This is a genomic window from Teredinibacter sp. KSP-S5-2, from assembly GCF_032773895.1.
GTDB lineage: Bacteria > Pseudomonadota > Gammaproteobacteria > Pseudomonadales > Cellvibrionaceae.
On sequence record NZ_CP120416.1, the window covers coordinates 2,802,847 to 2,824,434 of the forward strand.

At 44.8% G+C, this 21,588-nt stretch carries 15 protein-coding genes; 10 read left to right on the forward strand and 5 right to left on the reverse strand.

Features of this window, described 5'->3' with window-relative positions; genetic code table 11:
• Positions 1-3 precede the first annotated feature (3 nt).
• Both sdhD and sdhC read right to left on the reverse strand, forming a co-directional pair.
• Positions 4-372 carry a succinate dehydrogenase, hydrophobic membrane anchor protein gene (gene sdhD / locus P5V12_RS12140; RefSeq protein WP_316953356.1) on the reverse strand — a complete coding sequence of 123 codons (369 nt, stop codon included), beginning with the start codon at positions 370-372 and terminating at the stop codon, positions 4-6.
• Positions 366-740 (reverse strand): succinate dehydrogenase, cytochrome b556 subunit, encoded by a 375-nt coding sequence (gene sdhC, locus P5V12_RS12145; protein WP_316953357.1) that lies wholly within the window; start codon positions 738-740, stop codon positions 366-368. The genes sdhD and sdhC overlap by 7 nt, the downstream gene beginning before the upstream one ends.
• A 600-nt stretch (positions 741-1,340) precedes the next feature.
• Here sdhC and gltA point away from each other — a divergent pair.
• Positions 1,341-2,651 carry a citrate synthase gene (gene gltA, locus P5V12_RS12150; RefSeq protein WP_316953358.1) on the forward strand — a complete coding sequence of 437 codons (1,311 nt, stop codon included), beginning with the start codon at positions 1,341-1,343 and terminating at the stop codon, positions 2,649-2,651.
• 52 nt (positions 2,652-2,703) lie between these two features.
• Here gltA and P5V12_RS12155 read toward each other — a convergent pair whose 3' ends face one another.
• Positions 2,704-3,318 (reverse strand): transglutaminase-like cysteine peptidase, encoded by a 615-nt coding sequence (locus P5V12_RS12155; RefSeq protein ID WP_316953359.1) that lies wholly within the window; start codon positions 3,316-3,318, stop codon positions 2,704-2,706.
• 255 nt (positions 3,319-3,573) lie between these two features.
• Here P5V12_RS12155 and P5V12_RS12160 point away from each other — a divergent pair, with 255 nt between their 5' ends.
• The 8 genes from P5V12_RS12160 to gnd all read left to right on the forward strand — a co-directional run bounded on the left by P5V12_RS12160 (position 3,574) and on the right by gnd (position 18,293).
• The gene (locus tag P5V12_RS12160; protein ID WP_316953360.1) at positions 3,574-4,506 is read left to right on the forward strand and encodes an ABC transporter ATP-binding protein; all 933 of its coding nucleotides are present in this window, start codon (positions 3,574-3,576) and stop codon (positions 4,504-4,506) included.
• Positions 4,496-7,399, forward strand: a complete 2,904-nt coding sequence (locus P5V12_RS12165; protein ID WP_316953361.1) for a Gldg family protein — start codon at positions 4,496-4,498, stop codon at positions 7,397-7,399. Before P5V12_RS12160 ends, P5V12_RS12165 begins: the two co-directional genes overlap by 11 nt.
• 18 nt (positions 7,400-7,417) lie before the next feature.
• Positions 7,418-8,359, forward strand: coding sequence for a DUF4340 domain-containing protein (locus P5V12_RS12170; RefSeq protein WP_316953362.1), 942 nt, complete (start codon positions 7,418-7,420; stop codon positions 8,357-8,359).
• Positions 8,360-8,777: 418 nt separating this feature from the next.
• Entirely contained in the window at positions 8,778-10,265 is a 1,488-nt protein-coding gene (locus P5V12_RS12175) for a PKD domain-containing protein (protein ID WP_316953363.1), read from the forward strand.
• Between the two features lie 401 nt (positions 10,266-10,666).
• Positions 10,667-12,985, forward strand: coding sequence for a methyl-accepting chemotaxis protein (locus tag P5V12_RS12180; RefSeq protein WP_316953364.1), 2,319 nt, complete (start codon positions 10,667-10,669; stop codon positions 12,983-12,985).
• A 210-nt stretch (positions 12,986-13,195) separates the two neighbouring features.
• Positions 13,196-15,001: a DEAD/DEAH box helicase gene (locus P5V12_RS12185; RefSeq protein ID WP_316953365.1), complete on the forward strand. Its 1,806-nt coding sequence runs from the start codon at positions 13,196-13,198 to the stop codon at positions 14,999-15,001.
• Positions 15,002-15,102: 101 nt separating this feature from the next.
• On the forward strand, positions 15,103-16,443 hold the full coding sequence (locus tag P5V12_RS12190) for a hypothetical protein (RefSeq protein WP_316953366.1): 1,341 nt from the start codon (positions 15,103-15,105) through the stop codon (positions 16,441-16,443).
• Positions 16,444-16,841: 398 nt separating this feature from the next.
• Positions 16,842-18,293 (forward strand): decarboxylating NADP(+)-dependent phosphogluconate dehydrogenase, encoded by a 1,452-nt coding sequence (gene gnd / locus P5V12_RS12195; protein WP_316953367.1) that lies wholly within the window; start codon positions 16,842-16,844, stop codon positions 18,291-18,293.
• 104 nt (positions 18,294-18,397) lie between these two features.
• Here gnd and P5V12_RS12200 read toward each other — a convergent pair whose 3' ends face one another.
• Entirely contained in the window at positions 18,398-19,531 is a 1,134-nt protein-coding gene (locus P5V12_RS12200) for an MBL fold metallo-hydrolase (RefSeq protein ID WP_316953368.1), read from the reverse strand.
• 143 nt (positions 19,532-19,674) lie between these two features.
• On the opposite strand from P5V12_RS12200, the gene gloA reads away from it, so the two are divergent.
• Positions 19,675-20,091, forward strand: a complete 417-nt coding sequence (gene gloA, locus P5V12_RS12205) for a lactoylglutathione lyase (protein ID WP_316953369.1) — start codon at positions 19,675-19,677, stop codon at positions 20,089-20,091.
• A 115-nt stretch (positions 20,092-20,206) separates the two neighbouring features.
• Here the strand turns inward: gloA and P5V12_RS12210 are convergent, their stop codons facing one another.
• A complete protein-coding gene (locus P5V12_RS12210) occupies positions 20,207-21,385 on the reverse strand; it encodes an acyltransferase family protein (RefSeq protein ID WP_316953370.1) in 1,179 nt (392 codons plus the stop codon).
• Between the last annotated feature and the right edge of the window lie 203 nt (positions 21,386-21,588).

The window sequence follows — 21,588 nt, forward strand, 5'->3', positions numbered from 1 at the left end:
TGTTTACAGCCCCCACAAAATTTCAACACCCCAAACGAGGTAGGTAAATGTCACTAATGCATAGATAGATAAGGCAATAATTCGAAGCACTACTGCTTTACCACCCATCATTCTTTCGGTGACATAATCTGTGAGCACACCCCACAAACCTATCCAGCCGTGAGCCGCTGTTGCTATTAATACGAGTAAACTAAATACACGCATCCAGAGTTGAGAATACAGGCCGGACCACACTTCGTAGGTCAGCTCAGGTGTTGTCACAATAAAGGCAACGATGAAAACAGAATATGCCGCCAATACGACAGCACTAAAACGTTGAATAATCCAGTCGGAAAGACCGCTTCGGCTAAAGCTTGTTGCTGCAGTTACCATATCCATACCCCCGCTAAAACAATAAGTACAATGGAGAAGAACAAGGCGATTTTGGCGCTCAATTTGCCACCTTCCAGTGACTCGCCAATACCCATGTCCATGATCAGGTGTCGAACACCAGCCACAAAGTGGTATGCCAAAGCAGCTAAAACACCCCACAAAATAATTTTTGCGAAAGGCGCAGTTAAAATTTCTTTTAATGAATCAAAACCTTCTTGAGAAGAAAGGCTCGTATCAAGCATCCATAAAAGGATGAGTACACCAGCAAGCAATACAACGCCAGACACCCTGTGCAAAATCGACACATAGGCTGTAACGGGTAACTTGATAGTGGAGATATCCAGATTAACAGGTCTGTTTTTATTCACGGTTTTATCTCACCTTTTTTTTTATTCGGCAAAACTCTTCGCTTGTTAGCATAAACAATCCTTGCAAAAAAGCATTCGATCTAACGAATACTCGATCACTACAGATAGAATTTATTAAACTTGTGAAGGGTTACGCAACAAAATCTGGGTCGGATTGCGCGTAAATGCACAGTTATTGGGCAACTCAGAACGCGCGAATTATAGTGACGCGGTCTATAAATTACAAACACCCATAAGGGCTTACGTCCACTTTTGCCAAAACTTCCCCCTTCACGTAGTACAGTTTTTAAACAGCTCTTATGCATAGAGTATTTTTTATGCAGAATCGAATAAATTTTAGCCAGAAATCGCATTTTTTTTATGATTTGCTTGCCTTAAATCGAATCGAAAGCGTTGTCAGGGCTGCACCGGGCGAATAGTTCACTCTATAATACGTCTCTGTGCAACTAGACGTATGTCTGATTGACATACATCCTTGGGTTCGTATAGTTTTGCGCACCCAAATCTTACAAAGAGCTTATCCTTCGTGGTGTCCTACCCTCAAAAGGGGTTAGGGTGGCTCAAATAACAACAATTTATTTAACGTAACAGGAGTCCCTAATGACTGATAAGAAGGCAACCCTTACGGTCGATGGTTTGGACGAATCCATTGAATTGCCAGTTTACTCTGGCACCCTAGGCCCAGATGTCATTGATGTAACCGCTCTTACTGGAAAAGGCTACTTCACGTACGACCCGGGGTTTATGTCAACCGCATCATGCGACTCAGCCATTACCTATATCGACGGTGGCAAAGGCATTCTCCTTCATCGTGGCTATGCCATTGATGACCTTGCAGAAAAATCAAACTACCTTGAAACCTGCTACCTTCTACTCCACGGGGAACTCCCATCCAAAGCAGAATACGATGAGTTTGTTGAAATTATTACGACTCATAGCATGGTGAACGAGTCAATTAGCCGCTTTATTAAGGGCTTTAACTATGACGCTCACCCAATGGCAATGATGTGTGGTGTTGTAGGCGCTTTATCCGCGTTTTACCACGACTCTCTAGACATCAATAACCCCCGCCACCGCATTATTTCTGCTCATCGCTTAATTGCTAAAATCCCGACCATCGCTGCAATGTGCTACAAGCATTCGAAGGGCGAACCGTTCATGTATCCTCAGAACAACATGAGCTATTCAGAAAACTTCCTTCACATGATGTTTGGCACCCCCTGCTCGGCACCAGACGTTAACCCCGTTCTTGCCAGAGCAATGGATAAGATTTTCTTATTGCATGCTGACCACGAGCAAAATGCTTCAACGTCTACTGTTCGTTTGGCAGGTTCTTCAGGTGCCAACCCGTTTGCATGTATTGCTGCCGGTATTGCAACCTTATGGGGCCCTGCTCATGGTGGTGCAAACGAAGCGGTACTGAACATGCTTGAGCACATCGGTGACGTAAGCAATATCGACAAGTTTGTTGCGAAAGCAAAAGACAAAGATGACCCATTCCGTTTGATGGGCTTCGGTCACCGTGTATATAAAAACTTTGACCCTCGCGCCAAAGTGATGAAAGAAACCTGTGACGAAGTACTGACTGAACTTGGCATCACTGATGATCCATTGTTGAACATCGCCAAGCGTCTGGAAGAAATTGCATTGAGTGATGAGTACTTCATCGAGAAGAAACTCTATCCAAATGTGGATTTCTATTCCGGTATCATCATGAAAGCGATCGGTATTCCTACTGATATGTTCACAGTGATTTTTGCCACTGGCCGAACTGTTGGCTGGATCGCTCACTGGCACGAAATGATTACTCAAGGCTACCGTATCGGTCGTCCTCGTCAGCTTTATACGGGTGAAGTTAAGCGTGATCTAACGCCTATCGATTCACGTAAAAGCCACGAGACCAGCTTCTGATTTTCAAAGCCAATGACTAAAAAACCGCGCTAATGCGCGGTTTTTTTTGTTCTTATTTTTTAACTGCCTGCCTTAAAGGTGCCTTCCCCGCTAGCTGGTCGTTCACCCGCTTCCACTGTGGCAAGCTGTTCATACTATTTGCACTCAGCTTTTTGCCCCGCTCTTTCGCCAGCCAGATGCCGCTGCCACTAAAACTGTATACGGGAACTAAATCCTGTCTCTGCGAGGCCGGTTTTATGGATTGATCAATATTGTCCAGAATAAGTGGCTCTGCTCCCGGCGTTTCATAGTAGGCTAACACCATATGCGCCTGGTTATAGGTCTTCGATTTAACATAGGTAATGCGTAGCTTCTGCGGGTCGACCATAGTTTCCAGCAAGGTAAAATATTTACCAATAGAAAAATCTTCGCAATCTCCACCATTAGACGCGAGAGTTTCGATTGGAGTCGCCCAATAATCCTCCTCCCCCCAATGCTCCAGATCGGTCACCCATTCCACCTGATTGAAAAACGTATTCGCGTGATTGAGCTTTAAGGATTCTTTGATTTCGCTATTTTGCCGATCCGCTTGCATCAAATTACCCCAACTCGCAACACGATGTTTCGCTTCTTCGCCATACAGAGCTTCCACCGCGCTCAATTGGGCAGAATCGATGAGTAAGCGCACACCTGTTGCGCCAAGAGCCGATATCGAACAAAAAAACAACAATGCAATCAGGGTTGTTTTCCTGGAAAAGTGAAACTTTTGAGGAATCATTTTCTGAGTATAGATAGCATCGTCAGCAAACCTTGAAATTTAGCTGAAGAATCTTATATTTTTTGCGGTTAAGTTACGGAACAATATAGCATTTTCAGTAATCAAACCGCTCGGAGAAAAACCAAGTTGATAAGAAAAATTATTACAACGCATTAGGAGCTATCAATGATAAAAGCAACAAATGTCAGCCGGCGCTACGGTGATTTTGTGGCGGTAGAGGACGCTTCCTTTGCTATAGGCCACGGTCAAATTGTTGGCTTACTCGGTCATAATGGCGCAGGAAAAACCACGATCATGAAAATGATCACAGGATACCTGGAACCCAGCTCGGGAGTAATAGAAGTCGACGGCAATAATGTCGAAAACCAAGCCGAAACAGTGCAATCCTGTATTGGCTATTTGCCGGAAAGCTTACCTGTCTACCCAGAAATGACCGTGGTCGACTACTTGGTTTACTGTGCACAAATGCGTGGTATTGATTCAAGCAATATTGATCAACAAGTAAAGAATGTTATTGATAAAACCCAACTGCATGAGAAAGCATTGAATCCAATCGCCACACTTTCTCGAGGCTATAAACAGCGTGTAGGTGTTGCACAAGCATTGATCCACAACCCCAAAATACTCATTCTCGACGAACCAACGAATGGTTTGGATCCGCAACAAACACGTGCTATGCGCGACCTGATTCGCGAATTAGCAAAAACAACAACGGTGATTTTATCCACACATATTATGCAAGAGGTCGATGCCCTCTGTGACAGAGTGATTATTCTGGAAAATGGAAAAATCGCAGTCGATGAATCCCTTGCAAACTTACGCATTTCCGACAAAATCCAACTGGTATCCGATATCAATCCTGCAGAACTTGCCTCTCACCTGGACAATCACAGAATTGACATTCTGGAGGAAGAAGAGAGAAATCACTATCAGATTAAACTGAATAATGGTGACAACGCTGAAGACCTCTGCGCGCACATTGCAGAGACCCTGATTCAAAACGGCCATAAAGTTTATTCACTTAACCCGATCCAACGGGACCTGGAACTGGTATTTCGAAATAGTCACCAAGAAAAGGAGTTAAACGATGCTGCTTAATTCCAACCTGAATAAAATTGCACGCAAAGAACTCAATTTATTTTTCTCATCCCCAATCGCCTACTTATTCCTGGGTGTATTTGTTGCCATCACCTTATTTGTGTTTTTCTGGGGAGAGTCCTTCTTCGCTCGAAACATTGCTGATGTTCGCCCGATGTTTGAATGGATGCCCGTACTACTTATTCTCCTGAGTGCAGCATTAACCATGCGCATGTGGAGTGAAGAAAGACGTAGCGGCACGCTGGAACATGTCATCACACTTCCCGTGAACCCCTGGCAATTTGTACTCGGTAAATTTGCCGCCTGTAAGACACTACTTGTCATTGCCCTGGCACTCACTCTGCCCTTACCCATTACCGTTTCCTTAATGGCCAATTTAGATTGGGGGCCAGTGATCAGTGCCTATATCGCAACCATTTTATTGGGCTCATCCTATTTAGCGATTGGCTTATTTGTTTCCTCTCGCAGCGACAACCAAATTGTTAGTTTGATTATTACTGTATTGGTTTGCGGCGTATTTTATATGCTTGGATCACCCACAATTACCGGATTATTCGGTAATGAAGGCGGCGAGTTATTACGCGCATTTGGATCAGGCTCACGATTTGAATCCATTACCCGCGGGGTAATTGATATTCGAGACCTGGTGTACTACTTGTCAATTACCATTATCTTTTTAACACTAAACCGCTACACACTGGAAAAAGACCGATGGGCATCGGATGGTGACAAAGCACATCACACTCGCTGGAAACTCTATGCTGGCCTTATCATCGTAAATGCTATTGTGGCGAATGTCTGGTTAGCGCCCTTGGGTAAACTTCGCATCGATACCACCGAAGGAAAAATATTTTCCATTAACGATGCAACACGGAATTACCTCGCACAATTACAAGAACCATTACTGATTCGCGGTTACTTCAGTGCCAAAACCCACCCTCTTTTGGCTCCTCTCGTACCTGAAGTTCAGGATTTACTCAAAGAATATCAAGCTGAAGCAAAAGGCAATATTCGCATTGAGTTTATTGACCCAGCCAAAAACGCAGAAGCCGAAGAAGAAGCCGGAAGCAAATACGGTATTCGCCCAACGCCTTTCCGCGTCGCGGATCGGTATCAGGCCGCCGTAGTGAACTCCTACTTTAACCTGTTGATTCAATATGGCGATGAATACAAAGTATTGAGCTTCAGTGATTTAATTGAGGTGAAATCTGGCAGCACAACCGATATCGAAGTTAAACTGCGTAACCCGGAATACGATATCACCAATGCGATTAAGCAAGTGCTTTACGCATATCAGTCCGGTGGGAATTTATTTACCAGTATTCAAGACAATATCCAATTTACCGGTTACATATCCAAACCCAAACGTTTACCGGAATCCCTCGCCAAGTTTGTTCCTGATTTACAGCAAACACTGCTAGCCACACAAACAGAAAGCGAAAATAAATTCAGTTTCGATATTATTGACCCGGATGCAAATGGCGGCATTGTTGCCACACAAATTCAGGAAGATTTTGGTTTTCAACCTATGGCGTCCAGTTTATTTGATACCAATACATTCTATTTTTATTTGGTATTGAGTAACGGCGACTTGAATATTCAAATCCCTTTACCGGATGACTTATCGAAAGAAGGTTTCGAACGCACACTAGAAGCCGGATTAAAACGCTTTGCATCCGGCTTCACCAAAACTATTGGCCTTGTGGCACCGCAAGTAAACCCATATGCCGCACAAATGGGACAACCTGTCGGAGCAAGCTTTCAGGTATTACAACAAAGCCTAAGCGAAAATATGACGGTGAAAAATACCGATATTTCGTCTGGCAAAGTACCTGAAGATATTGATCTGCTAGCGATCATGTCACCGGAAAATCTTTCCCCTAAAGCGGTATTCGCCATTGACCAGTTCTTAATGCAAGGCGGCACAGTGGTTATCGCCAGCTCGCCGTTTCAAGCGACCTTCAGTCAACAGGGGCTAAATGCATCGCGTATCACTTCGGGCCTTGAACCATGGCTGGCACATCACGGAATCACTCTGGAACCCAAGTTTGTTCTGGACACACAAAGCACCGCCTTCCCGGTTCCAGTGAATCGCCAAGTGGGTATGTTTACCGTTCAGGAAATGGCTATGGTGGACTACCCTTACTTCGTTGAAGTACGGGAGCAAGGCTTAAATGCTGACAACCCTGTTACAGCAAACACGCCGGAAATAACCATTCCCTGGGCAAGTCCGATAAGCATCAATGCCGATAAAAATGCGCAACGTACCGTTGAAGAATGGATCAAGAGTTCACCGTCAAGCTGGTTAAGCGACGATATGGCCATCGGCCCTGATACCGGCGAAAACGGGCTCAGTAAATTCAACCCCGGAGAAGCAAAAGGAGAGCAAGTTCTTGCGGCGATGGTGAGTGGTAGCTTTAACTCATACTACACCGATAAGGAGTCCCCTCTTTTAGCGAAAGAAGAAGCAAAGACAGAGACGACCGAAGAAAATGACGAAACCGATAAACCGGAAGAAGTGATTAGCAGCATTATTAAACACTCTTCTGAATCGGCAAAAATAATCGTGCTGGCATCCAACAGTTTTGCCGAAGACCGTATAACCGGCGTCATGAGTTCAATGCAAGGCAACCAATATGCTGCACCATTTCAATTACTTGCCAGCACAGCGGAATGGAGTCTGGAAGACCAAGGGCTGTTAAGTATTCGAGCCAGAAGTCATTTCAATCGCACATTACCACCGCAGTCGATTGAGAGTCGTCAGTTCTGGGAGTTTGTGAATTACGGTTTGGTTTTATTTGGTCTACTCATTATTTATCTCGCTCGATTGACCATCAACGCCAGAAAGCAAGCGCATTATCGAGCCATTCTGGCCAAACCAACTGAGCAATAAAGGAAGGAGGAAAATACAATGAAAAAAACAAACTCTATTTTATTGATTGCGTTGGTTATTCAAGGGGTACTGGCTCTTGGCTTTTGGTTGTCATACTCGTCCCCGAGTACACCTAAAGCATCCGCACCACTAATCAGTGAACAGTTATTAGCGGCAAACAAACTAGTAATAACAGGCCAAGAGGATAAAGCCGTTTTAAACAAGCAAGGCGACACATGGACACTCGAAAACTACGGACAACTATCTGTCGCCAGCAGAAAAATGGACACCTTTTTAGATAAATTAAAACAACTCAAAATAGGTTGGCCTGTCGCCACTACAGAAGCCGCGGCAAAACGCTTTGAAGTTGATGATACCAACAGCCAAAAAACACTGGCGTTTTATAACGGCGACACACTGCTGGCAAAACTGTATTTAGGGACCAGCCCTGCGTATAAACGGTTACACGTTCGTATGGATGGTGATAAAAACATCTACGCGGTTAACCTCGGGCAACATGATGTTTCCGCTGATGCAGCATCCTGGTTCGACAATACGATCATGCAGTTTGCGCCGTCACCGGAGAGTGCGTCTATTACCTGGGAGAACGATAAGCTTTTATTAACAAAAGTCGACGACATATGGACATTTAAAGAAGGAGAACGATCAGTATCCGCCAATGAAGATCACACCAATACGTGGCTAAATCACTTTCAATCATTACGAGTAAAAAGCTTAGTTCTTTCTCAGGATGAAGCGGAAAAAATTACCGTACAAAATCCAATCTTGAAAGTGAGTTTAAGCAACAACGATACTTCAGTGGACTATGCGTTTTATTCAGTCAACGAGACAACTTACATAAAACGATACGGCCAAAAGGAATTATATGAACTATCCAGTTACGAAGCTGACGGGATTATCAACACCAATAAAACGGATTTTACAGAAAATAACGAAGTTTCAGACTCAGAGAACGATTAACTCACATACGTGCGGCCACTCATCGGTGGCCGCCCTTACCTTTAATAAATACGCAACAAAAATAATACAACACCGCGCTAATTTAGAAAACAATTAACCTCTTTAGAAATGCGGTTTTTACACAGGCACGCATTTGATTCAGCACAATCCAACCTCAAATTATTTACTAAAAAATACACACTCAGAAAATTTTTTTTCAAATAACATCAAGTAAAACTTATTTGAATTTGATATTTCGAATAGCCGCTCTTTCTCTTTATTCTGACAACGCAGGAAAAGGAAAGCCAAGCATACCGCCTGCATAAAAAAATAATCACATATTGATAACCGAATAAATCATGCAACTAAATTCGATATTTTTATTGAACCCGCTACAAGAATCTATACACGGTTATCTTTGTCATCTAAAGAGGCAGTTATGAAATTAAAACCATTGTTTAATACAGGCGTTACTCTAGGTTTTATAATAGGGTTAACGACAAATGCATCCGCATACACAACATACTCCGCAGAACAATGTGACCAAATGCGTTCTTTTGTTGCCAACGAAAGTTATGCAGAAAATGAATTAGTCGTTCACAATGAAAACGTATACACCTGTACCGTACCCGGATGGTGTGAAATTGGCGGCCCCTATGAACCTGGTATTGGCTGGGCGTGGGAATATGCCTGGACTCACGACGGTGAATGTACTGCGACAACATCAAGCAGTAGTTCCTCATCATCTAGCAGCTCTTCGTCATCCAGTTCAAGCTCATCATCCAGTAGCGGCGCCAGTAATATCCAACCCTATATATTAACGGCCGGCCCCTATCATGGACTGGAAGGACAAGGTGTTCAGTTCGACGGTTCAAGTATCGCGCGCGACCCGGACGGCACCATAGTCACATACACATGGGAGTTGGGCGATGGCACAACCGCAGCCACAGCAGACCCGGTACATCAGTACCCAGGCCCAGGGTTTTACAATGTTCAATTAACCGTGTTCGATGACATGGGCGCTTCCGACACAGAAGAAGGCAAAGCGGTGGTGAGCGTTGAACCCAATGCAAATTGCCCCGCCCCGAGATACCTTGCTGGCACCACTTATACAACCGGACAAGTTGTGCAAAATGGTGGACAGGATTTTCGTTGCCTCTTGAGCGGATATTGCTCCAGTGCAGACGCTTATCAAAATGAACCTGGTGCTGGTTGGAATACCGATACTGCCTGGCAACAATTAGGCGATTGCAACACCAACACCGACTACAACTTATTACCGACGGCGAAATTTGACGCTCCTCTCGGCGGTGTTGTCGGCATAGCCATTTCGTTCAGCGGCACCGAATCCACGGACGCCGATGGTAGTATTACCCAATACCATTGGGACTTTGGTGATGCACAGTTTGCTGACACTGAAAATACCACTCACGTTTATCAAAGCCCTGGAACCTATTCTGTCACCCTGACGGTAACAGATAACCAAGGTGGAGAAGGACAAGCCGTCAGAAACATTGAAATTGCACCGCAAGGTGATGAAACCTGTTGGGCACCGCCCTTTATTCGCGGTACTGCGTATAAAAATGGCGATATTATTCAGTACTTTGGCGATGACTACCAATGTGAAGAAGTGGATTTTTGTAGCATGCCTGCCCCAGGCAAAGAACCCTTTGGCATAGTGGCTTGGGTGAACCTCGGTGCCTGTGCTGCAGAACCACCACCTCCGGGAAATGCCTGTCAGGATATAACACCAGAGTTTCAGGATGGTGGAACCTATTCAACCGGCGATCAAGTATGGCGGTATGACCGTCTATTTACCTGTCTGCAAGGTGGCTGGTGTTCTTTAGGAGGATGGGCTTATGCACCAGCCACTGGCGTGTTCTGGGATTATGCCTGGGAAGAAGTCGGTGCGTGTCTCGCGGAATAATATTTTTTCCCACGTTATCTCACACAAAAAAACAATGCAAAGATAAAAAGTGAGGAATAAAAAACCGCAAGGACGCGGCAATCCATTAATACAACCGGTTAGCATCAACTCATACTGAATAGTTTTTTCATTTCCCATTTGCTATTTAACACTCTAAATATGTGTGCCAAATCTTTTTTATGATTTCAATCACTATAACCACATTTTATCCGTCACTATTTTTCAGGTCGGTACGCATAGCGACTCTCTTTGTCGCCCTCTTCTTTTTAATTCTAAATATTTTCACCCAGAAAAAAGCCGACAAGAAATAAGCACATTATTTTTTAATAAATATGGTAATTAACACCTTAGTTATATTCACGCTATAACTTATTACAAACTCCATTAATTTGTGGCTGCACATGGGTATTCAACAAAAAATTGCGCTCTCATTTAGCGCGTTAGTCCTTGTATCTTCATTACTTTTAGTATTGGTACTCACAGAATATGCGCAAGACAAAGCCGTATCCGCCCTCTTGTATCAAACCGAACAACGGTTTACTGCACTACGAGATGTTAAACGAGAACAAATAGAGCATTACTTCAAATTTATTGAAAATCAAATTACTACTCTCGCTTCGTCAAGCATGACACAACGAGCGGAGAAGGCATTTAGACAGGGTTTTATTGATTATCAACTACCAAGCCAAACAGGTGATTTTGCTGCACAAAATGCTCTGCAAAACTACTACAGCAACCATTTTGCAGAGAATTATCGAAAACTTAACCCGGGAGATAATATTGATACGCAGAACTTGTTGAACTCGTTGAATCAAAAAAGTCAGGCACTCCAGTTTTCTCTTATCGCCAACAATCCTCATCCTCTCGGCGAAAAAGATCAACTTAACGATATCGGTTCAGACACACTTTACAATCAGACACACAAAGAGTTTCACCCCTTGTATCGTAAATACCTACGAAACTTTGGCTATTACGATATTTTTATTGTTGATCGGTCAACAGGCTATGTGGTGTATTCCGTTTTTAAAGAATTAGACTACGCCACCTCACTCAGCAGCGGCCCATACGCTAACTCAGGCTTGGGAAAAGCCTTTCAAAATAGCTTGTCTCTGCAACCTGGTGAAGTGTATCTCACAGATTTTGCCCCTTACACTCCCAGTTATGAAAGCGCAGCATCATTTATTGCCACACCGATTAACAACGAGGCCATTTTGATTTTTCAAATGCCTATCGAACGAATCAATTCGATCATGAGCTATGACAAACGCTGGCGTGAAGCTGGGCTGGGCAATTCAGGAGAAACCTATCTGGTCGGCCCGGATTTAACCATTCGCAGCGAAAGCCGTTTTATTATCGAAAACAAAGCGCTTTACATTGAAGGCTTAAAAAAAGCCGGTATCAAAGAACACACCATTCAGGAGATCGAAGCAAAAGGCTCCGCTATCGGCTTGCAACCTACGCAAACTGTCGGAGCAAGAAAAGCACTTAAGGGTGAAAAAGGGTTTGAACTCATTAAAGACTATCGAAATGAAGAGGTTTTTTCCGCATACAGCCCAGTAACTTTACCCGGCTTGAACTGGGGAATACTGAGCGAAATGGATAAGTCCGAAGCGCTTGAACAATCCAATCAACTGGTTGATACGCTCCGCTGGATTTCTGTGGTATTAACCGTGGCCATCCTTACATTTGCTTTTTTTATTGCCTGGATGCTCGGGCGTTATTTATCTCGCCCAATTATTCAGGCCCATCAAACAATAGAGGAGATATCTAATACTTTGGATATCTCTAAACGCGTGACAATTCAAAACGCTCTTTCACCGGATGAAATCGGTCAAATGTCCGCCGCGATTAATCGCATGCTGGATGCCTTTAGTAAAGTACTCGGACAAGTGAAAAAAACCGAATCTACGCTGACCGACTCCGTCGATCAACTTAATCAAAGTGTGGTGGAAGTCGCTGAAGCATCAAATAAGCAAAGAGAAATGACTATCTCTATGTCTACCGCTTTGGAAGAGCTTTCAACCACGTCGCAAATCCTGCAACAAAACGTCGAAGAAAATCAGCTCGCCAGTGAAAAAACACAAGAGCAAGCCGACGCAGGCCTGGCAGTCATGCAGGATAACGAACAATCTACACAGGAACTTGCCCAGGTTTTACAAACAACCGCTGCGCATGTTTCAGAAGTGGCTAATCAATCCCACGAAATATTTACCTTCCTCGATGTCATTGGTGGTATTGCCGAGCAAACCAACCTTCTTGCCCTGAATGCAGCAATTGAAGCAGCACGAGCAGGCGAACAAGGCAGAGGGTTTGCCGTCGTGGCCGATGAAGTCAGAACCCTGGCCAAACGCACTCAGGACTCCACCAAAGAAATTCAAAATATTATTAGCAACTTACGCCAGGGCTCAGACTCCTCGGTGGCGGCCATGAACCAGGCACATACTATTTTGGAGAAAACCGTTTCTGCGGCTGCATTAGCGGGCAGTAACTTTCTAGAGATAAATCGGCAATTAAACGAAATTACCCAGAAGAATGAACAGCTGGCCAGCGCTGCTCATGAGCAGGCACAAGTGACGCAGGATATGACCACCAATGTTGGCCACATCAGCCACCTTGCGGAGCAAAATGGCGAGCTGATGACTCGGGTGCAAGAATCGAAAGAGCAAGTGTCTATCGCCAGTGATGATTTGGCGCGAAGTGTACGACGTTTTCAGTGCTAATTTCGCTCGTTATTCGACCATAAGTCTGGTATAGTCCGCGCCCCGATTTGAGGCTCTCCGAGGGATTGTTATTACAACAACATCCCGTTTGTGCTGTTTATCTATGAAATTGGCCTTAAGGCCATGCTGTAACCCGTCGAAAGTAGAGCAGAATCGGTTATACCCTAACATCCCTTACCGGATTTTCTCTCTATTTTTAAGAAGGCTTATATGTCCGATACCTCAGATCTCAGCTTTGCTGATTTGAATCTGCCTGAGCCCCTGTTAGCAGCGTTAAGCGCTGTGGGCTACGAAACACCCTCCCCAATTCAAGCGGCCACCATCCCTATGCTTATGCAAGGTAAAGATGTTGTTGGTATGGCCCAGACTGGCACCGGTAAAACCGCAGCTTTTGCCATACCGTTACTAGCCAGTATTGACCTAAAGAAAAGAAAGCCCCAAGCACTTGTGCTCTGCCCGACCCGCGAACTTGCCATTCAGGTAGCTGAAGCATTTCAATCCTACGCTTCACAAATGAAAGGCTTTCACGTTTTGCCACTGTACGGTGGCCAAGACATGCGCACCCAACTTCGTGCACTGCAGCGTACTGTTCACGTCATCGTTGCCACTCCAGGCCGACTGATTGACCACATACAACGCAGAAGCATCGATTTAAGCGAACTGGACTCCCTGGTTTTGGACGAAGCCGATGAAATGCTTCGTATGGGCTTTATCGACGATGTCGAAACCATTCTTCAGGCAACCCCGGACGATCGCCGGGTAGCATTATTTTCAGCCACTATGCCAGCGCCAATTCGCCGGGTAGCCGAAAAATACCTGAACAACCCGGAAGAAATTCGCATAGAAACGGCGGTTACCACTAACGAAAACATTGAACAGTTTTATTGGTTAGTCTCTGGCACCAACAAACTGGATGCTCTCACCCGGATTCTCGAAGTAGAAGACTTCGACGGTATGATCATCTTCGTTCGCACCAAAACGGCCACCGTTGAACTGGCGGATAAACTTAATGCCCGTGGCTTCTCAGCCGCACCACTCAATGGCGATATGAACCAGCAATTGCGGGTACGTACCGTTGACCAACTAAAAGGCGGTCAGTTGGATATCGTGATTGCGACGGATGTAGCGGCACGAGGCCTGGATGTTGAGCGTATCAGCCACGTAATGAACTTTGACATTCCTTACGATGACGAAGCCTATGTCCACCGTATCGGTCGTACCGGCCGTGCCGGACGCAGCGGTAAAGCCATTCTGTTCGTTGCCCCGAGGGAAAGACGTCTACTGCGTTCGATTGAAAAAACCACACGGCAAAAAATCGAGCCGATGAGCTTACCAAGCCGCGCAGACCTGATCGACAAACGTTCGCAGGACTTTAAAGCGCAAGTGGTCGACGCCCTGGCAAATCAGGAAGAGCGAGCTTTTTTCCAGAATATCGTGACCGAAATCTGTCACGACAACGAAGCCTCAGCAGAAGAAGTGGCCACCGCGCTGGTTTACTTGCTGCAGCAAAAACGCCCATTAATGCCACCCCCCGAGAAATTCAACAAACCCAAGCAGGACCGGTTTGATGATCGCGATCGAGGTGATCGAAGAGACAGAAAAGATCGAGGCGAACGTGTACATAACTCCAAGGATGAGCGCAAAGGCAAGAATAAAAAGGGCCGTAAAAACGAAACCGGTGTGCCGATGGAAAGCTTCAAAATCCATGTTGGCCACAAAGACGAAGTCACCCCCCGGGAAATTGTCGGTGCCATTGCCAATGAAGCAGGGATAGAAGGCAAACATATTGGCCAGATCAAAATCCGCGACTCATTCACTATCGTGGATTTACCAGCGGGTATGCCCAAAGAAGTCTTCCAGACCTTGAAAAAGACACGGGTTTGCCAGAAGCCATTGAACATTGAGCGCGATGAATTCGACTCCAATCGGGCAGAAGCAAAAGAGTTTGATGGTCGACCACCGAAAAAGAAGGACAAAAAAGTCCGAAAGGCGAACAAAAAGAAAGACAAACGTTGAACTCTTACATAATTTAACAATCTCAATGAGCCCAAACCTACATAGGTTTGGGCTTTTTTGTTTATAATGCGTGGTTCTAAGAATACATCGCAGGGATCGACATGTTACTTCCAATTAAAAAGCTGGCAGCATTATTGGCGATTATGCTCCTCGCTAACACGGTTTGCTCGCAATCCACGGATTCATTGGAAAGCAACGCAAGCCATCTCACTATCACGGAATACCTTACCTCGGAACCGTTGTATCTCTCCAACGGAATGACCGAAGACGACGCCAACTTACTCGCCAGCCTCGTTCTCGGTTTTGAAGCCCCCACAATCGAACTGTTTCACTCCTCATCAGCACAACCAAGTCAATACTACGGCGTTCGTATCACCAGTGTGCTGGGGGAATCTGTCTATATCACCATTAACGATTCAAATAACACAGAAGTCATCGATATTCTGGACAAGCAAGTTCCCACCCTAGGGCTGGGTTTTGGTGTGTTATTAACCAACTTTACCCAAGCCATCAGCATCGACTCCTTTGGTGGCGAGATCGTGTTAAATGGACAAAATTCGTCCTTTAGCTTCAAAGCCGCCTACGAGTGGGACGCTCCACACACCTACTATTTCTATAAAACGCCAATCGCCAATATCACCGCGGATATTTTGCTCAACGGTGCATACAAAATCCTGGGCAACAGCAGCAACAACCGCTTCGATTTCTCCGGTATCACTGCCAATCAAAACTCGGTGGTATACATTAATGGTGGCGCAGGCAGCGACGAATTGATTGGGCCTAACGTAGATACCAAGTGGGAAATAGCGCTACCGGCGGAGAACACCGATCCATGGCTTATCTCAGAACAAACCTACCCAAGTGTAGTAACAATCTCCATTCAAAATGAAATAGTCGCCAGACTTGGTAACATTGAAAACCTCACGGGCGGCACTGGAGCAAACGCATTCAACCTTACAACCTCGTTTGATGGGTCAATTAATGGTGGGGCAAACTCATCGATTTTTTTTGAAGGATCATCAGACTCAGGGACAACTGGAAATAACACCGGTAGTTGCAATAGCACCGAATCTTCAGCCACTCTGACCTCTGGATCAGAAAACCTTACGGTTGAAACACCATCGGCCTGCACCATCTCAATATCTGGCGAACTCATCGCTGACGCAATAAAAGTGGGAGAACTTCAGTTTAATGTGGATACTTCATCTGTTGTTACGGTAAATAACGGACAACTTGTCTTCACCGCGGAGGGCGAAAACCTAACCACCACACTGAACATACAGGAAGCGCCTTCAACGAACTTAGAAATAAACGAAGGAACAACTGAACAAAGCGTTACCGAAAATAACGCCATACCAGGTAGCGACAGCTCTGGCGGCGGCAGCCTGCATTATTTTTACGCTCTGCTCCTACTCGGTTTGGGTATTATTCGCCGCAAATAAAAGTACTCCGACTTCAGGAATTCAGTAGTAAATTCATAGACTGTGAGCTGCAGGGATACGGTGATCGAGCCCCCACGGACAACATGAAGGGATCATTTTGAACCCAGTCTACGCCCGAAGGGGTTGATACGGGGATGCATTCGAGTTATTGGTTTACAGTGTGCCGATGAACCTGCCGAATGAAAAAAGCATCACCAGCTCCTCATAAATTGAATTTCCTATCAATCACCTCCATATACCCTTCTCCCCCAATATAAGTACATGTTTATTGCCGAAACTATGGACTTTATGGGGTGGGTTATGCGTATACTACGCCCCCTCAAAAAAGCCCCTCCTCAGGGCCTCTGACAAGAAATCGAACTATTAGCAGTGAGCTAGCAGCAACTGGAGACAAAATAATGACTCAGCAAGCAGACATCGGGTTGATCGGCCTGGCAGTCATGGGTGAAAACCTTGTTCTGAATATGGAAAGCCGTGGTTACCATGTAGCCGTATCCAACCGAAGCCCCGAGAAAATCGAAAAATTCCTTAATGGACGTGCGCAAGGTAAGAATATCTCTGGCTATGCTGACATTAAAGAATTCTGTGCCGCCCTTAAGACTCCAAGAAAAGTCATGCTAATGGTCAAAGCCGGTGAAGTGGTTGACCTCTTTATCGATCAGCTAGTCCCTCATCTAGAGAAAGGTGACATCATCATCGATGGTGGTAACTCCAACTTTCCAGACTCCAACCGTCGCTATGACACCCTGAAAGAAAAAGGCATTCACTTTATCGGTACTGGTGTATCCGGTGGTGAAGAAGGCGCATTGAATGGCCCATCTATCATGCCTGGCGGCGCGGCTGAAGCCTGGCCAGCAGTCAAACCTATTTTCCAGGATATCGCAGCCAAAGTAGAAGATGGCTCTCCTTGTTGCGACTGGATTGGCGAAGGCGGTTCCGGCCACTTCGTGAAAATGGTGCACAACGGCATCGAATACGGTGATATGCAGCTTATTTGCGAAGCCTACGCCATTATGAAAGACTTACTTGGCATGTCCGCCAAGGAAATCCACGAAGTATTTAAAGCCTGGAACCAGGGTGACCTGAGCAGCTACCTAATCGAGATCAGTGCCGACATCATGGGCTACGAAGAAGACGGCGAGCCACTGGTAGAAAAAATTCTAGATACAGCAGGCCAAAAAGGCACCGGCAAATGGACCGGTATCAATGCCCTAGACCTGGGTGTCCCTCTTACACTAATTGGCGAAGCCGTATTCAGTCGTTGCTTATCAGCCATCAAAGAAGAGCGAGTAGAAGCCAGCAAAATCATCAGTGGTCCAACGCCAGAGTTCAAAGGTGACAAGGCAGCATTTATCGACGCACTGAAAGATGCGGTTTTCGCGGCTAAAATCGTTTCCTATGCACAAGGCTACACCCTATTGGCAACAGCAGGAAAAGAATACGGCTGGAACCTAAACTACGGCGCGATTGCACTCATGTGGCGTGGTGGTTGTATCATTCGTTCCTCTTTCCTAGGCAAAATCAAAGAAGCCTACGATAACAACCCAGAGCTATCCAACCTGTTACTAGACCCATTCTTTAAAGATGTCGTTGAAAACGCACAACAAGGTTGGCGTGAAGTTGTGGCAACGGCGACACTGCAAGGCGTTCCCGTACCAGCGATCAGTTCTGCGTTGAACTACTTCGATGGCTACCGTAATCCACGCTTGCCAGCCAACTTGCTACAAGCTCAACGTGATTACTTTGGTGCGCACACCTACGAACGTACCGACAAACCACGCGGTGAGTTCTTCCACACCAACTGGACAGGTAAAGGTGGCGATACTGCCTCCACCACCTATAACGTTTAAGTAATACAAATCTCCACAAAAAAGCCACCTACTCAGGTGGCTTTTTTATCAATGACATTTTAGTAACTCATCCTATTAAGAGTCATCCTTTCTCATACTACCTTTTACTCAGCAATCGAATTACTTTCAGATAAGTTGAAAGCAAGCCGCTCTGTATTTTCTGGCATAAACTCTCGCCACCAAGCCACAGATTCTTGTGGCTGAGTAATGGAAACTGGCTCGCCAAGCACCGGGGTAAGCAGGTTTACGCTCTGCTCTTTTGATAAATGTAATAACTTTTCCAACGGTTCAAACCAATCATGCATGGCCAAGTCAAAAGTGGAATTATGGATGGGCAATAATGCTTTGCCACCAAGGTCAATATGAGCCTGCATAGTCTGCTCGGGTAACATATGAATGCTTTCCCACAGGCGGTTGTAAGCGCCCGCTTCTAATAATGTGATATCGAAAGGCCCATAGCGATCACCAATTTCCTTAAATCCAGGAAAATAACCAGAATCGCCACTGAAATATATTCGCCCTTGTTCCGCCAATATCGCCCAGCCACACCATAACGTTGAATCTCTATCGCCCATTCCACGCCCGGAAAAATGCTGGGCAGGCGTTGCCACAAATTTTATAGAACCTACTTCTATACTCTGCCACCAATCAAATTCCTCAACCTTCTCAGCGCTGACACCCCACTTTCTCAGGTGCTTCCCCACACCGAGCGGAGTAATAAAGCGATCAACTTTGTGAGCCAACTGAATAATGCTGTTTTTATCCAAATGATCGTAATGGTCATGACTCAGAACAACGGTGTTAATTCGGGGAAGATTGCTTATCGCTATTGGCGCTTCGGCATAGCGTTTTGGACCAAACCACTGAACAGGTGACACTCGCTGGCTGAAAACAGGGTCCGTAAGTATGTATTGATTATCAATATGGATGAGAACAGTTGAGTGACCAAGCCTGTACAACACTGGCCCCTTAGTTTCACGCTCATGAAAAATTTCGGGGGTTAAGATTTGCATAGGCAAATTCTGCGCAGGCTTTGGACTCTGTCGTTTTGTTGACCAATACTGTTTAACTATTTTGCCAAAATCTGCGAGGCTGGTTTGGTAACGAATATCACTATTTTGGAAGCGACCATTCTCCATCATCGCTCCGGGCTTGTCTTCATACATATCAACACCGTAAGAATTTATAGATAAGACGCTGACGACCAGCAAAAAGAGGATATTTTTACGCCAAACCATACCCTATACCACTTAGCATTCTAAAAACACATTATGTAAACTAGCCGGTATAAAATAAGTGAAACTTATTTATTAGCTAAAAATACATTTGAGTAAAATCGGCGTCGATAACATCGTCGCTCCGAACTCGCAGGAGATAAACCGTGAAATTTCTTCATAGTATGATCCGTGTTACCGACGTAGAAAAATCCTTACATTTTTATACCGAACTACTCGGTTTAAAACTATTACGCAAAAAAGACTACCCCCAAGGGCGATTTACCCTTTATTACCTCGCAACAGAGGAAGGTGAACCAGAGATAGAATTTACTCACAACTGGGATACGCAGGAGTACACCCAAGGCAATAACTTTGGGCACTTTGCATTCCAAGTAGACAATATTTATCAGCTATGTGAGCGGCTGGAGGAAGCCGGCATTACCATTCTTCGTCCACCGCGAGATGGCCATATGGCATTTATTAAAGACCCAAATGGTATTTCCATTGAGTTGCTACAAGCAGGCGACGCCCTGCCCCCATCGGACAAATGGCGTAATAGAGAAAGTGTCGGCAGCTGGTAAACTGTCACCATCGAACAAAAGACACCTCACCCAACTCATGGAAGAGCTGGGTAGTACTAACAGCCCAAAAAGCATTTTTTTTCACTCTAACTTCACATAAAAACCAAATAACACATCAGCGTAAAAACGGTCGTCGCTTTCCATTAAGCAACAGACCTACCGGCGTCCAACGTACAAATAATATGTAGGAGCTAAAACAGACTATCAGAGTCAATAGTGTGGTTAACATAAACTCATTCACCACACCCCAGTTTCGATCCATTAATGGATATTGAATAGCAAAAATAATTGGGATATGAATTAGGTAAACCCAGTAGGATGAATCAGAAATAAAAGCCAATACTCGGTTTCGTTGTGATAAATACCTGTACCCTAAATACATACAGGTAAGCGTCATACTTAATGAAACGATCGTTTCCAAAATAGCTAGAAATGCGTGCTTAAATGTATAATCCACTTGCAATGAAGCTCGGGATACAGCTTTTTCCGGGAACAAAAAGAAGAGCACGGCATAAACCAGAATACTCACAATAAGTAATAACAACCAATATCGCTTCAATGTCTCGAGGTATTCAGAATTAAAATAAAACCAGACTCCAAACCCAAAAAATGTACCATACAAACTCATTGACCATATATTAGGCTTCAGCGATTCTGGTGTAGAGTGCGGAGCCGAGGTTACGAAAAAACATAACAATAGAATAAAAAACACTGAGACAATCATGATGCGGGGTTTTATAGAAATAAACGCCGCTCGCGAAGAGGCTGGAACAAAACGACTTACCAATCCGTATATGCAATAAAAGTACATGAGCATATACAAAAACCAAAGATGCATAGTGGATATTGGCATCTGGTTATCTTCGGTAGGATGCATGGTCGCTTGATAAACTCGCTCTAATACCGTGGAACGGTTTTCAACCACGCCCAATGCCCAAAGCGACAGCCCAATAACAGCAACTGTGCACAGAGGCAAAAAAATAACAAACGGCAGCAGGATTCGCTTACTGCGGTTTATTATCATCGCCCTCAAACCACGCCGCTCAACCAATAACGCAGCAAAAAAGCCTGCAACGACAAAAAACAACGGCATACGAAATAGATGCATAAAGAAAGCAAACACATCTACAACACTGGATTTACTAATGTCTGCAGTAAGCCAAACATCCTGAAGAAATGGACTATAAGCTAAAGCACAATGAAACAATACTCCGGCCATCATTGCCAAAGCTCGAAGGTTATCCATATAGTGCAAACGTACTTTGGGCGTATTGGGGGGTGTGGCTTCCATCATAGTTTTCCCCTTCTCGCCCATTATTTCCACACTTAATGTAACAGGCTACGGTTGAAATAAAATGCCTATATACCCCAACCCCAACACAAAGAAAAGGCCTGACCACATTAAATAGATTAATTCATTGTAGATGATCACCTCACAAGACGCAGCGATATGATGTGAATAAGCAGAGGAAACAGAAATACGGTGTGGCAGAAAAA

Bases quoted from the DNA above. Each gene is read 5' to 3' on its own strand.
- sdhD (WP_316953356.1), bottom strand. From the start codon at position 372: ATGGTAACTGCAGCAACAAGCTTTAGCCGAAGCGGTCTTTCCGACTGG.
- gltA (WP_316953358.1), top strand. From the start codon at position 1,341: ATGACTGATAAGAAGGCAACCCTTACGGTCGATGGTTTGGACGAATCC.
- P5V12_RS12160 (WP_316953360.1), top strand. From the start codon at position 3,574: ATGATAAAAGCAACAAATGTCAGCCGGCGCTACGGTGATTTTGTGGCG.
- P5V12_RS12165 (WP_316953361.1), top strand. From the start codon at position 4,496: ATGCTGCTTAATTCCAACCTGAATAAAATTGCACGCAAAGAACTCAAT.
- P5V12_RS12170 (WP_316953362.1), top strand. From the start codon at position 7,418: ATGAAAAAAACAAACTCTATTTTATTGATTGCGTTGGTTATTCAAGGG.
- P5V12_RS12175 (WP_316953363.1), top strand. From the start codon at position 8,778: ATGAAATTAAAACCATTGTTTAATACAGGCGTTACTCTAGGTTTTATA.
- P5V12_RS12180 (WP_316953364.1), top strand. From the start codon at position 10,667: ATGGGTATTCAACAAAAAATTGCGCTCTCATTTAGCGCGTTAGTCCTT.
- P5V12_RS12185 (WP_316953365.1), top strand. From the start codon at position 13,196: ATGTCCGATACCTCAGATCTCAGCTTTGCTGATTTGAATCTGCCTGAG.
- P5V12_RS12190 (WP_316953366.1), top strand. From the start codon at position 15,103: ATGTTACTTCCAATTAAAAAGCTGGCAGCATTATTGGCGATTATGCTC.
- gnd (WP_316953367.1), top strand. From the start codon at position 16,842: ATGACTCAGCAAGCAGACATCGGGTTGATCGGCCTGGCAGTCATGGGT.
- P5V12_RS12200 (WP_316953368.1), bottom strand. From the start codon at position 19,531: ATGGTTTGGCGTAAAAATATCCTCTTTTTGCTGGTCGTCAGCGTCTTA.
- P5V12_RS12210 (WP_316953370.1), bottom strand. From the start codon at position 21,385: ATGATGGAAGCCACACCCCCCAATACGCCCAAAGTACGTTTGCACTAT.